The organism is Pseudomonas sp. Kh14 (genome assembly GCF_900291005.1).
In the GTDB taxonomy this organism is placed as follows: domain Bacteria; phylum Pseudomonadota; class Gammaproteobacteria; order Pseudomonadales; family Pseudomonadaceae; genus Aquipseudomonas; species Aquipseudomonas alloputida.
In genome coordinates this window covers 41384-55032 of the sequence record NZ_OLKJ01000031.1, presented here as the reverse complement: position 1 = coordinate 55032, position 13649 = coordinate 41384, and the positions used below count along the sequence as shown (strand labels likewise).

The following is a 13649-nucleotide window of genomic DNA, read 5'->3' as shown; positions in this document are numbered from 1 at the left end:
AGTCACGATATTGGTCGCTAACGGTAATTCACGCGAGCCCGCGCCGCAGGTCATCCTGCAGTCGCCTGTTTTGCCATTGATCGAGCCGATGGGGGAGCGGATTTCCCAGTTCGACTGGTGGCGTACCTCGCTTGGGCCATTGTCGCGCTGGCCTGCTTCGTTGCGCATTGCCGTGGACATGATGCATTTGTCACCCTTCCCGTGCGCGGTGGTCTGGGGGCCCGACCTGTGTGTAGTGCATAACGATGGCTACCGGGCGTTGCGGGCATTGCCGGATGCGCTGGGCATGGCGTTCGATACCCTGTGGAGTGATATCTGGCCTGCAGTGGGACCTTGGGTCTTCAAGGCACTGGAGGGCCAGTCGAATTTTGTCGAGGACCCACCCCTGCGTATCGTCCGCAATGAAGGCGCCGAACCGCTATGGTGCGCATTCGGTTATGCCCCCCTGCACGATGAGCTCGGTAACGTGGCAGGGTTTCTGCACACAGTGATCGAGACCACGGCCAGCGTCGAGGCACACCGCCATTGGCGTGATCAGATGCAGAGCTTTGAACGCCAGGTTGAGCAGCATGTGGCCGAGCGAGAGCAGTTCTGGTTGCTGTCGCGTGAAGCGATGATGATGCTCACCCCTGAATTGAAACTGCATGCTGCCAACCCGGCCTGGTACCGCATTCTGGGCTGGACACAAGAGCAGGTGCAGGCGATGTCGGTGATGGAGCTGGTGCACCCGACAGAGCGTACCGAAGTACGATTGGCAGTGTCCGGGCTGTTCCAATGCAGCCACGCGGAGCAGCTGGAGATCCGCCTGCGACACCGCGATGGTCACTATCACTGGTTTCGCTGGAGTGCGCGGTTTGACGGCAGCCTGCTGACGGCGGTTGGCCGGGACATCACCGCAGACCGTGAAGAGGCTGCGCGTCAGGCAGAGGCGCTGATGCACAACAGTGAGCGTATGGAGGTGGTTGGCCAGTTGGCGGGCGGCATGGGCCATGAAATGAACAACTTGCTGTCCGGTATCGGTGGCAGCCTCGAACTGCTGCAGCGGCGCCTGCAGGAGGGGCGGCTGGAGCGTGTGGAGGCCTACGTGGACGTTGCGCGCGACTCGGTGCAGCGTGCCATGGACCTGACCCATCGGTTGATCGCATTTTCCCGCCATCAGCCATTGGCCCCTCGGCCACTGGACTTCAATCGGCAGTTACGTCTGAGCGAACCCCTGTTGCTGCGGGCGCTGGGGGCAGAGATGCGTTTGCACTGGCAACTGGACGTTGCACCTTGGGCAGTGAGCCTGGACGTACCCCAGCTAGAGAATGCCTTGATCCACTTGTGTGCCAATGCGCGTGAAGCGTGCCTGGAACAGGGCAATGTCACCATCAGCAGCGTCAACGAACGGCTGACCGCCTTTTTCCCGGATGAAGGTGGCTTGCCGCCAGGCGACTATGTGGCCTTGCATGTCGAGGATGATGGCCATGGCATGGCCGCGGCGGATATCGCCCGGGCTTTCGAACCGTTTTACACAACCAAACCTCTCGGGCGTGGGGCCGGGCTTGGTCTGTCGATGGTATATGGCTTCGTCCGTCAGTCGGGCGGGTATGCCTGGATCGAGTCGGCGCCAGAGCAGGGCACCAAGGTGTCCATGCTTTTCCCCAGGTGCCATGAGCCGGTTCCGGATGAGCCCGTGCCGGTACCGCTTTCGCAGCGCATGGCACTTGGCAAGCGCCTGCTGCTGGTGGATGACGAGCTTGATCTGCGCGCGGTCATGCGCGAGTACCTGACTGAGCGTGGGTTTGACGTCACGGATGTGGGCGATGCCAATAGCGCACTGGAGCGCTTCCGCCATGGCGGCCCTTTCGATCTGGTCATAACCGATATCGGTTTGCCGGGTGGGTTCAGTGGCCGGCAAGTGGCGAAGGCCATGCGCATGCAGCTTGCACAGCAGAAAATTCTGTTCATCACCGGTTATGCGGATCAGTCCATTGAAGCGCAATTGCTCGATCAGCCGGGCACGGCATTGTTGAACAAGCCGTTTTCGCTGGCGCTGCTTGCCGATGAGGCGCTACGCATGCTTGACGCGTAAGGCGCTTCAAGGCTTGCCTAGAATCTGTGTCACTCGCGCCTGCAACTGCTGCAACTCGAAGGGCTTGCAGATCAGGTGCATGCCTGCGCCCAGGAAGCCTTCGCGGGCCATGGCCGTTTCCGCGTAACCGGTGATGAACAGCACCGGTAATCGAGGCCGCAGGCTGCGGGCAATTTCTGCCAGTTGCCGGCCGTTCATGCCGGGCAAGCCGACATCGGTGATCAGCAAATCCACCGGTTGTGCCGAGCGCAGCACCTTCAGTCCCTCGCTGGCGTCGGCTGCGCTTTGGCAGGGGAAGCCGTTTTCGCACAGCGCCTGGCAGAGCAGTTGGCGCACATGGGGATCGTCCTCGACAATCAGCACCTGTCGGCTGCAGCCATCTTGCCTTGGCGGCACAGGCTCGCTGGATGGCAGGGCCTGGTCGACATGGCGTGGCAAATACAGCTCCACCTGGGTTCCCTGGCCAATCTCGCTGCTGAGGGTGATATGCCCATGGGACTGCTTGCTGAAGCCGTACACCATCGACAACCCCAGGCCAATGCCCTGGCCGGTCGCCTTGGTGCTGAAGAACGGTTCGAAGGCGTGCTCCAGCGTGCTTTGCGCCATGCCTTGGCCGTTGTCGGTGATTCGCAGTCGCACATAGTCGCCAGTGCGCAAAGCGCCGTCAGCAGTTTGCTCGGTGGCGATGTGATGATTGTTCGCCTCGATGCGCAGCAGGCCACCGTTGGGCATGGCCTCGCTGGCATTGAGCAGCAGGTTGCCGAGGGCTTCTTGCAACTGCTGGTCATCCGCCTCCACAGGCCACAGGTCTTTGGCCGCTTGCACTTGCAGGGTTATCGACGGGCTCAGGCAAGCTTCGAGGCGCTCTGTCTTGAGCAAGGTAGGCAGGTCTATACGTTGGCTGTGCAGCGATTGGCGGGAAGAGAAGGCAAGCAGGCGGTGGGTCAGGCGGGCGGCGCGTGAAACGGCCTCGCGGCCCATGTACAGAACGCCATCCAGTCCCTCGCCGCGGCCTTGGCTCAGCCGCCGCTGGATAAGTTCAAAGCTGCCGCTGATGCTGGTGAGCAGGTTGTTGAAGTCATGCGCCACGCCGCCGGCCAGTTGGCCGATGGCCTCCATCTTGCGTGCCTGGCAGCGGGCGAATTCACCGCGGTCCTGCTCTTCTTCCGGCGTTGAAGGCCGGCTGTCCAGGCGCTGCTGCAGGCCATGGAGTTGATCACGTGTAACGTACTGTCGCCGCCGGTTGCGCAGCGCGGACCGTGTCATGTGCAGTAACTGGGCATTTTCGTAGGGCGCGACCAGCCATAGCAGATTGCCCACCGGATGATGACTCACGCCAGCGGGCGACCAGGTGCTCTGGCTCAGCAGCACGATGGGCAAATCCGACCAGCTCGGTTGCTGGTCGATGAATGACTGCAGCAAGGCGCTTGGGCCTTGGCTGAACACCTGCTCGGCAATGATCGCCAAGCCTGCACCTTCGGTCAGACGCGCCTGCAGGTTGGCCAGGTCGACCGCGCAGAGGCTGTTGATGCCGGCGGAAGTCAGCAGACGTGAGGTATCCGCCGCCAGTTGTGGCGGTGCGAGGATCAAGGCACGTTCATCCAGCGCCAACGAACTGGCCAAAACGACTCTCCTTTAGGGTGGCCTGATACCCACTGGACCCTGGCACAGGCTCAGGGTTCAACTGAATCCAGGCACTGCCTACAGGCCCTGTTGCAGCGCAGGGTCGTCCGGGTTCTGGCGCTCCAGCTCGGCTAGCGATACTTGCACGTTCTGCAGTTGGCCGGACTCTTTCCAGTACTGGATCAGCAGCACCCGCGCCCGGCGATTGGCTGGTTGGCGATTGAGCACGGTTTCCAGTTGCTTCTGGGCGGCGTCGAGCTGGTCCAGCTCATGCAGGGTGACCGCCAGGGTGTAACGGTAATCGGCGTTGTCCGGGTCTAGTTCGACGGCGCGGGACAGGGCCAGCAAGGCGTACTCGCGCTGTTCGTGGCGCTTCAGCCAAAGCCCTAGCTCATACTGCAGAAAGGCCGAGTCGGGGCTCAGCGCCAGGGCTTTGCCCAGCACCTGGCGGGAGGCGTCGTGGTGGCCCTGGCGCTCGAGCAGGCGTACCTGAGTCGCCAGGGCATCGAGGTTGCCTGGGGCAACCGCGAGCGCACGTTGCAAGGCCACAGCAGCGTGCGTGTAGTCGTTTTCGTGCAGGTACAGCCGCGCCAGGTGCACTTGGGCGTCGGCATCTTCAGGCTGTTGCTCGAGGGCTTGCTGGTATTGCTCCAGGGCTGACTGCAGGGGGCCGAAATAGAGGCCGATGGCGTCGGGATCGAGGCCCAGCAGGGCATCCACGGCGGCAAAACGCACGCTTTGCTCACTGTCGTCCAGCAGCGGGCCGAGTACCAGGCTGCGCTGTGCTGGCGGTAACAGGCGGCGGATACTGGCAATGGCCGCTCGACGCACCAGCGGCTCGGCATGTTCCAGGTCCTGGCGGGCCAGTTTCAACGCCTGCGGCGAGGGGTAGTTGGGCAACTCGGCGTACAGCGCCGCACGGCGGATCGCAGGCAGGTCGGTACGTTGCAATTGCTGGTACAGCACCCGTGCGGCACCGGGTTGGCCGTCGTGGGCCTGGCGCAGCGCCTTGGCGTAGCTGTGTGCTGGCAAGGTCGGCGGGGTTGGCGGGGCGTCGCGCCACAGGTAGCCGAACAGGGCCGATACCAGAATCGACAACAGCAGGGCGATCAGGTAGCGGTTGCGTCGGGGCATCGGACGATCCGTGGGGGCGGGAAGGGCAGAGCTTGGGCCAGCCGGGGGGTAAATGCAACCGAACCGGGCACGCCGCTCGCCTGGCGCCAGGCCTGAGGTGGCATTCCATGCACTGCGTATTGGGGTGAATACGATGGCAAACATAAAAAAGCCCCGCGGGCCATGGCCTGCGGGGCAAACGGTTGGGGGAGGAGCCAACCAAAGGAGTCGTTGAGACAGTGGAATCAGTGTGCGCTGGCCACTGTCTCCGGTTGCCAGCCGCCACCCAGGGCCTTGTAGATCGAAACGATGCCGCGATAAAGGTCGACTTCACCCTGAGCTTGTGCATCTTCAGCACTTAGCCGCTCACGTTCGGCATCGAGCAGTACCAGGTAGTCCACGGTACCCTCGCGATATCGAATCGAGGCCAGTTCTGCAGCCTTGCGGCTGGCGTCGCTCTGGCGCATCAGCGACAGCAGACGCTGCTGGGTCTTGTCGTAATCGCTGAAGGCGTTGGCCGACTCTTCCAGTGCCAGCAGCACCTGCTGTTCGTAGTTGGCCAGTGCCCCTTCGGCATCGGCCTTGGCGCCGCGCAGGCGGGCCCGCACGCTGCCCAGGTCGAAGGCCGCCCAGGTGATGCTCGGGCCCAGCGCCCAGGCGTTGGCCGCCGACGAGCCGATCTGCGAGCCGCGTGCGGCGGTAAAGCCGAGGAAGCCACTGAGGCTGACGCGGGGGAACAGGTCGGCGGTGGCCACGCCAACGTTGGCGGTGGCGGCCGCCAGCTGGCGCTCGGCGCTGCGGATGTCCGGGCGGCGGCGCAGCAGCTCACCCGGGTCACCGACCGGCAGCGCCTTGGCGATGGCCGGCAGGGCCTTGGGCGACAGGTCTACGCTGAGCGCGTCAGGGCGCTGGCCGAGCAGGGTGGCGATGCGATGCCGCGCTCGTGCCTGTTCGGCTTGCAGTTGCGGCACGGTGGCTTCGACCCCGGCCAGGCGCGCATCGGCGCGCACCACGTCGAGGTCATTGCCCACGCCCGCATCGCGCAGGGTTTCGGTGATGGTGCGCGATTCCTGCTGGGTCTTCAGGTTGGCCAGGGCGATCTTCTCGCGCAACTGGGCACCGCGCAGTTGCCCGTAGGCATCGACCAGTTCGGCGATCAGGCTGACCTGCAACTGTTGCAGGTCGGCGGCGGCCACTGCTTCCTGGGCTTCGCTGGCTTCGATCTGGCGCTGGATGCGCCCGAACAGGTCAAGTTCCCAGGCCATGTCCAGGCCCAGGTCGTAGCGCTCACTATTGACCCGTTCGGTGGTCTGGCCGGGGATCTGACCCTTACCGATGTCGCTGCTGGCACGGCTGGTAACCACCGGGAACGGGTCGTTCTCGGCATCTTCTCGAATCGAGCGAGCGGACTTCAGGCGGGCGAAAGCCACGCGCAAGTCACGGTTGCCGTCCAGCGAAGCCTGCACCAGCTGGTTCAGCACCGGGTCGTCGAACTGCTTCCACCACAGGCTCTCGAAGCGGCTACGGTCGTAGGCCCTGGCCTGCACATCGCTGCCCAGTTGTGCAGGTTCGGTGGCTGGCGCCTGGTAGTCCGGGCCTACCGCACAGGCCGCCAGGGCCAGTGCCAGCAGGCTTGGGGTCAAGGGTTTGAGCAGGTTCATGCATGGTTCTCCAGCACTTGAGCGTGTTCAGCCTTGCGGGCCTGGCGACGCTCGACGAAACGGCGGATCAGGAAGAAGAACACCGGGGTCAGGAACAGGCCGAACACGGTCACGCCGATCATCCCCGAGAACACCGCCACACCCATGGCATGGCGCATTTCCGAACCTGCACCGGAGCTGAACACCAGGGGCACCACACCCATGATGAAGGCGATCGAGGTCATCAGGATCGGCCGCAGACGCAGGCGGCAGGCTTCCAGCACCGCAGCCAGCGGATCGAGGCCCTTGGCCTGTTCGTCCTTGGCGAACTCGACGATCAGGATCGCGTTCTTGCACGCCAGGCCAACCAGTACGATCAGGCCGATCTGGGTGAAGATGTTGTTGTCGCCACCCGATACGATCACACCGGTGATGGCCGACAGCAGGGTCATCGGCACGATCAGGATCACCGCCAGCGGCAGGCTCCAGCTTTCGTACTGGGCGGCCAGCACCAGGAACGCCAGCAGCACGCACAGCGGGAACACCAGCAATGCGGTATTGCCCGAGAGGATCTGCTGGTAGGTCAGGTCGGTCCACTCGAAGGTCATGCCGTTGGGCAGTTCCTCTTTCAGTAACTTCTCGATCGCAGCTTCCGCCTGACCAGAGCTGTAGCCCGGGGCGGCAGCGCCGTTGATCTCGGCAGTGATGAAGCCGTTATAGTGCATGACCCGGTCCGGCCCGGAGGTGTCGCTGACCTTGAGGAAGGTCGCCAGCGGGATCATCTCGCCAAGGTTGTTGCGCACCTTCAGTTGACCGATCTGCTCGGCATCAAGGCGGAACTGCTGCTCGGCCTGGACGTTGACCTGGTAAGTGCGGCCAAAGCGGTTGAAGTCGTTGGTGTACAGTGAACCCAGGTAAACCTGCAGGGTGTCGAAGATGTCGGTGATCGCCACACCGTGGGTCTTGGCCTTTTCCCGGTCGATGGCGGCATCGACTTGTGGCACGTTGACCTGGTAGCTGGTAAACAGGCCTGCCAGCTCCGGGACATTGTGGCTCTTGGCGATGATGTTCTGGGTTTCCTTGTACAGCGCTTCGTAACCCAGGTTGCCACGGTCTTCGATTTGCAGACGGAAGCCGCCAATCGTGCCCAGGCCCTGTACCGGCGGCGGTGGGAAGATCGCGATGTAAGCGTCCTGGATGTCGGCGAACTGGGCATTCAGCGCGGCTGCGATGGCTGCCGCCGACTGGCTCGGGTCCTTGCGCTCATCGAATGGCTTGAGCGGGGTGAACACGATGCCGCTGTTAGGGCTGTTGGTGAAACCGTTGATCGACAGGCCCGGGAAGGCTACCGAGTCGGCCACGCCAGGCTGCTTGAGGGCGATTTCGCTCATGCGCTTGATCACCGCTTCGGTACGGTCGAGGCTGGCCGCGTCCGGCAGCTGGGCGAAGGCCACCAGGTACTGCTTGTCCTGGGCCGGCACGAAACCGGTCGGCGTGGACGAGAAGCCGAGGTAGGTCAGGCCCATCAGGCCGGCATACACGAACAGGGCGATGCCGCTGGAGCGGATGACGCGGCGCACGCCACCGACGTAGCTGTGGCTGGCCCGGTCGAAGAAGCGGTTGAAAGGGGAGAACAGCCAGCTGCCCAGCAGCTTGTCGAGGAACCGTGAGAAACGGTCCTTGGGGGCGTGATGGTCCTTGAGTAGCACCGCGGCCAAGGCTGGCGACAGGGTCAGCGAGTTGAACGCCGAAATGACGGTCGAGATGGCGATGGTCAGGGCGAACTGCTTGTAGAACTGCCCGGTCAGGCCGGAAATGAACGCTGCAGGTACGAACACCGCGCACAGCACCAGGGCGGTGGCGATGATCGGCCCGGTCACTTCGCTCATGGCTTTTTGCGTGGCTTCCAGCGGTTTGAGGCCCAGCCCGATGTTACGTTCGACGTTCTCCACCACGACGATGGCATCGTCCACCACAATACCGATGGCAAGCACCAGCCCGAATAACGACAGCGCGTTGAGGGAAAAACCGAACAGGTGCATGACCGCGAAGGTACCGATCAGCGAGACCGGCACAGCCAGCAGCGGGATGATCGAGGCGCGCCAGGTCTGCAGGAACAGGATCACCACCAGCACCACCAGCACCAGGGCTTCGAACAGGGTGTGCACCACCGCTTCGATGGAGCCGCGCACGAAGATGGTCGGGTCATAGACGATGCTGTAGTCCATCCCTTCCGGGAAGTCCTTTTTCAGCTCGGCCATTTTCGCCCGCACTTCGTCGGAGATCTCGATGGCGTTGGAGCCTGGGCGCTGGAAGATCGGGATGGCCACCGCCGGCTGGTTGTTCAGCAGCGAGCGCAGGGCGTACTGGCTGGAGCCGAGTTCGACCCGGGCGATATCTTTCAGGCGGGTGATCTCGCCATCGGCACCGGCGCGGATGATGATGTTTTCGAACTCTTCCTCGTTGACCAGACGGCCCTGGGTATTGATCGACAGCTGGAAACTGGTCGAGCCTGGGGCAGGCGGCGCGCCCAGCTGGCCGGCTGCCACCTGGCGGTTCTGCTCGCGGATTGCCGCGACCACATCACTGGCCGTCAGGTTGCGCGAAGCGGTCTTGTTCGGGTCCAGCCAGACGCGCAGCGAGTAGTCGCCCATGCCAAACAGCTGCACGTCGCCTACGCCGCCCAGGCGCGCCAGTTCGTCCTTGATGTTGAGGATGGCGTAGTTGGACAGGTAGAGCATGTCGTAGCGGTTGTCCGGCGAGGTCAGGTGCACGACCATGGTCAGGTCAGGCGAGGCCTTGTCGACGGTGATACCGATACGGGTCACTTCCTCGGGCAGCTTGGGCTGGGTGCGGGTCACGCGGTTCTGCACCTGCACCTGGGCGTTGTCCAGATCGGTACCCAGGGCGAAGGTGATAGTCAGCGTCAGCTTGCCGTCCGCAGTGGATTGGGAGGACATGTACAGCATGTTCTCCACACCGGTAATGGCCTGCTCCAGTGGCGCGGCAACGGTTTCACCGATGACCTTGGGGTTGGCGCCGGGGAAGTTGGCGCGCACCACCACGGTGGGCGGTACCACTTCGGGGTATTCGCTGATCGGCAGCTGGAACAGCGAGATAGAACCCGCGATCAGCAGCACCAGCGACAGCACCGCGGCAAAGATCGGCCGGGTAATGAAGAATTTCGAGAAGTTCATCGGTAGGGTCCCTTAACCGCGTGGCGCCTGGGCGCTGGCGACTTTCACGTTGTTGCCCGCCACCTTCGGCGCCGGGTTGCTGGCCTCCAGGGCCTGACGCTGCTGGGCGAGGGCGGCGAGGGTTTGCTCGCTGGCCATCTGTGTTTCTTCCGGGGTTACCGGCGAACCAGGGCGCACGCGCTGCAGGCCCTTGACCACGATGCGGTCGTCCTTGCCCAGGCCGCTGCGCACGATGCGCAAGCCTTCCAGCTTTGGCCCCAGTTCCACGGCGCGATAGGTGGCTTTGTTGTCCTTGTCCATGACCAGCACAAACTTCTTGCCAAGGTCGGTACCCACGGCTTCGTCGTTGATCAGCATGGCGTCGTACTGGGCGCTGCCGACCAGCTTCAGGCGCGCATACAGGCCCGGGGTGAACTGGCCGTTGCTGTTGTCGAATACCGCGCGGCCGCGGATGGTGCCGGTGCGCGGGTTGACCTGGTTGTCGACGAAGTTCATCTGGCCCAGATGCGGGTTGCCGCTTTCGTTGGTCAGGCCCAGGTATACCGGGGTGCTCTGGCTCCGCTGGCCTTCACGGGCCAGCTGGGTGTACTTGAGGTACACGCGCTCGTCGGCGTCGAAGTAGGCGTAGACCTTGTCGGTGGACACCACACTGGTCAGCGGGGTGACATCGGCGGTAACGATGTTGCCGGCGGTGAACTCGGCGCGGCTGACACGGCCGCTGATGGGCGCGGTGACGCGGGTGAAGCTGAGGTTCAGGCGTGCCAGGTCGAGCTGGGCCTGGATCGCATCGACGCCGGCACGGGCTTCGGCGGCGGCACTGCTGCGCGATTCGGCCAGTTCGGCGGAGATGGCGTTGCTATCACGCAGGCGCTCGCCACGGCGGGCTTCGTTGGCGCTGCGGATGGCGGTGGCCTTGGCCTGTTGCAGTTGGGCTTCGAGGCGGCGGACTTCAGCCTGGAACGGGCGCGGGTCGATCTGGAACAGCAGGTCGCCTTTCTTGACCTGGGCGCCTTCGGTGAAGGCGACCTGGTCGATCTGGCCGGAGACCCGCGGGCGCACTTCGACGGTTTCCGGGGCTTCGAGGCGGCCGGTGAACTCGTCCCATTCGGTGATCGGTTGTTCGATCACCTTGGCCACACTTACCTTGGGCGCGGCGGGAGCCTGCACGGCGTCGGGGGTTCGACCGCAAGCGCTGATCACCACCACTGCCAGGGCAGCGAGGGGGAAGCGCAAAGGTTTGAGTGATTGTTCCATGGAGAACTCCGCCAAAGTATTAGTAGTGGGCGGAGTGTGAGTGTGTTGCGCGCGAGGCACGAATCGAACGGGACGAAGGTTAATATCACGCTGAATGATAAGTGGGGATCAACTATCGATGGCGGCCAGGGTTGGGCGCAGAACACCGCCTGCGCGGGCTCCGGGTTACGCGAAAGCCTGGGCCTGGCCATTCAGTGAATACTTGAGGCCAGCTCGAATATCGGCATGTACATAAGGATCACGATCAGGCCGATCAGCAGGCCGATGAAGGTCATCAGCAGCGGTTCGAACAGTTTGACGAACCATTCCACCCAGCGGCCGATTTCCTGGTCATGGAAGTCGGCGCAGCGCTCCAGCATCTCGCCCAGGTTGCCAGACTGCTCGCCAGCGCGCAGCAGGCGCAGGGATACCGGCGTCACCAGGTGCCCAGCGGCCAGTGCATCGGAAAGGGGCAGCCCTTCGCCCACGCGCTGGCTGGCCTGCTCCAGGCCCTGCGCTGCTGCGTTGCCGAGCAGGCCGCGGGCCATGCCCATGGCGGTGAGGATGGGGATGCCGCCTTGCAGCAGAATGCCCAGCGAGCGATAGAAACGCGCCAGCTCGTACATCATCAGGCGCTGGTGCAGTGCGGGCAGACGCCGCAGTTGGCAGGAGGCCCAATAGCGTACACGCGGGTGCCGGCGTAGCAGCCAAAGCGCCGCGACCCCACCGACGGTGCCCAGCGCCAGTGGCGCTTGCTGGGCATGCAGAAACAGGCCGACCTGCATCAGCACCCGTGACAGCCAGGGTAGCTCGGTGCCCATGCCCTCGAACACCTGGCTGAAACGCGGCACCACATATCCGAGCAGGAACAGCACCACACCGCCTCCCACCAGCAACAGCAGTAACGGGTAGACCGAGGCACCCACCAGCTTCTGCCGGACCAGGTCCAGGCGCTGACGATAGCTGATATAGCGGGTGAGGGCGTCGCCCAGAGCACCGGTGCGTTCGCTGGACTGCACCAGCGCCACATACAACGGCGGGAAAACCCGCGGTTGCTGGCCCAGCGCCTGGGACAGCGAGCGGCCCTCGTACAGCTGGCGCACCAGCTCGGCGAGCACCTTGCGCGCTGTCGCGGCCGGGCTCTTCTCCGCCAGGCTTTCCAGTGCGTCGATCAGCGGCAGGCCGGCATTGAGCAAGGTTGACAGTTCCTGGCTGAACAACACCAGGTCGAATGCCGCCTCACGGCGCCAGGCCATGCCGCGCAGGGCGCCGCTGCTGCTGCGCAGGCTGAGCACACGCAGGCCTTGGTCTTCGGCCTGGCGGCGGGCCTGGTCGGCGTCCTCGGCGTCGATCTGCAACTGCACCACGCCCTGCCTACCCAGGGCCTTGAGGCTGTAGCGCATGGCCGCTCTCCTTACTGCCAACTGGTGATTTCGGCGTTTTCGCCATCGCCGCCCGGCTGGCCGTCCTTGCCCATCGACAGCAGGTCGTACTCACCGCCGTTCTCACCGGGTTGCCGGTAGATATAAGGGCGGCCCCACGGATCTTGCGGCACGGCCTTCTGCAGGTACGGGCCGGTCCAGCGAGCCTCGCCACTGGGCGCGACCACCAGCGCCTGCAAGCCTTGTTCGCTGTTGGGGTAGTGGCCGACCTCCAGGCGATACAAGTCCAGGGCCTTGCTCAGCCCCTCGATCTGCGCCCGCGCTACCTTGGCCTCGGAGCGGCCGAGCTGACTGAAGTACTTGGGTGCGACGATGCCGGCCAGCAGGCCGAGTACCACCAGGACCACCAGGAGTTCAAGCAGAGTGAAGCCACGTTGCGGGTTGGTTCTGCGCTGCATGGTGAAACCCTCCACTGCATGGGAACAAGCGTTGACAGGCACCATGCAACAGCCGTGCACGTCTGCCTCGGGGCCTTGCGTCATGCGGCACAGGAAGCGGCACAGTGCTTGCGTCGTGGTGACTGTCCTCGGGTTTTCCGGGGCATTTCCCCCACATCGGGGGCCACGACGAAGAGGCGACCGGCATGCGTGGACTCATCCTTGGTTTGATCTGGCTGGCGGCAGGTGCTGCCCAGGCCGATGTGTACATCTCAATCGATGCCAAGGGTGGCTACGTACTGACCAATGTCCATCGACCCGGGCGACACTACGAGAAGGTGATCAACGAGCCGCTGGCCCAGGGTGGGCCGGTCAAAGCGCAGATGATCACCGGCCGCCCTTACGCCGAGGTAGTCGCCACGGCTGCGCGTGTCCACAACCTACCGCCGGCGCTGCTGCATGCAGTGATCAAAGCCGAGTCCGGCTACAACCCCAAAGCCCGTTCGCGGGCGGGTGCAGTGGGGTTGATGCAACTGATGCCGGACACCGCCCGCGAGATGGGGGTGCAAGACCGCCTCGACCCGGAAGACAATGTGCAAGGCGGGGCACGCTACCTCAAGCAGATGCTCACCCTGTTCGACAATGACATCACCTTGGCCGTGGCGGCCTACAACGCCGGCCCGGATGCTGTGCTGCGGCGCGGTGCCGTGCCGCCGTTTGCCGAGACCCGGCGCTATGTGCCCACGGTGTTGCGGGAGTATCGCAAGTTGCAAGGGTTGGCTGACGATTCGCCTTTGTAACGACTGGCTTGCAGCTCACGCATTCCCACAGGGTCTGCACCACCTTCAGGCTGTTTCGGGTAGGCGAAGTGAGGAGGGGTCAAATACCCTTCGGCGGATGCCATCAATTTAATACCATGGTTTCCCCAAGCCTGGGCTATAACCTTCTAA

The 13649-nt window shown here is 63.8% G+C and carries 9 protein-coding genes; 2 read left to right on the top strand and 7 right to left on the bottom strand.

Features of this window, described 5'->3' with window-relative positions; translation table 11 throughout:
• Window positions 1-10 precede the first annotated feature (10 nt).
• Window positions 11-2074, top strand: a complete 2064-nt coding sequence (locus FQ668_RS16210; protein ID WP_026031871.1) for a PAS domain-containing sensor histidine kinase — start codon at window positions 11-13, stop codon at window positions 2072-2074.
• A 6-nt stretch (window positions 2075-2080) separates the two neighbouring features.
• On the opposite strand, the gene FQ668_RS16205 is transcribed toward FQ668_RS16210, so the two are convergent.
• The 7 genes from FQ668_RS16205 to gspG form a co-directional block, all read right to left on the bottom strand.
• Window positions 2081-3697, bottom strand: a complete 1617-nt coding sequence (locus tag FQ668_RS16205; RefSeq protein ID WP_019437521.1) for a response regulator — start codon at window positions 3695-3697, stop codon at window positions 2081-2083.
• Between the two features lie 78 nt (window positions 3698-3775).
• The gene (locus FQ668_RS16200; protein WP_014590825.1) at window positions 3776-4831 is read right to left on the bottom strand and encodes a tetratricopeptide repeat protein; all 1056 of its coding nucleotides are present in this window, start codon (window positions 4829-4831) and stop codon (window positions 3776-3778) included.
• Window positions 4832-5055: 224 nt separating this feature from the next.
• The gene (locus FQ668_RS16195; protein WP_019437523.1) at window positions 5056-6471 is read right to left on the bottom strand and encodes an efflux transporter outer membrane subunit; all 1416 of its coding nucleotides are present in this window, start codon (window positions 6469-6471) and stop codon (window positions 5056-5058) included.
• A complete protein-coding gene (locus tag FQ668_RS16190; RefSeq protein WP_003253849.1) occupies window positions 6468-9647 on the bottom strand; it encodes an efflux RND transporter permease subunit in 3180 nt (1059 codons plus the stop codon). Before FQ668_RS16190 ends, FQ668_RS16195 begins: the two co-directional genes overlap by 4 nt.
• Before the next feature lie 12 nt (window positions 9648-9659).
• Window positions 9660-10901 carry a multidrug efflux RND transporter periplasmic adaptor subunit MexE gene (gene mexE / locus FQ668_RS16185; RefSeq protein ID WP_003253847.1) on the bottom strand — a complete coding sequence of 414 codons (1242 nt, stop codon included), beginning with the start codon at window positions 10899-10901 and terminating at the stop codon, window positions 9660-9662.
• 191 nt (window positions 10902-11092) lie between these two features.
• Window positions 11093-12283, bottom strand: a complete 1191-nt coding sequence (locus tag FQ668_RS16180; protein ID WP_019437524.1) for a type II secretion system F family protein — start codon at window positions 12281-12283, stop codon at window positions 11093-11095.
• Between the two features lie 11 nt (window positions 12284-12294).
• Entirely contained in the window at window positions 12295-12720 is a 426-nt protein-coding gene (gspG, locus tag FQ668_RS16175) for a type II secretion system major pseudopilin GspG (protein ID WP_003253843.1), read from the bottom strand.
• Window positions 12721-12905: 185 nt separating this feature from the next.
• Here gspG and FQ668_RS16170 point away from each other — a divergent pair, with 185 nt between their 5' ends.
• Window positions 12906-13499, top strand: coding sequence for a lytic transglycosylase domain-containing protein (locus FQ668_RS16170; RefSeq protein WP_014590828.1), 594 nt, complete (start codon window positions 12906-12908; stop codon window positions 13497-13499).
• Window positions 13500-13649: the final 150 nt, after the last annotated feature.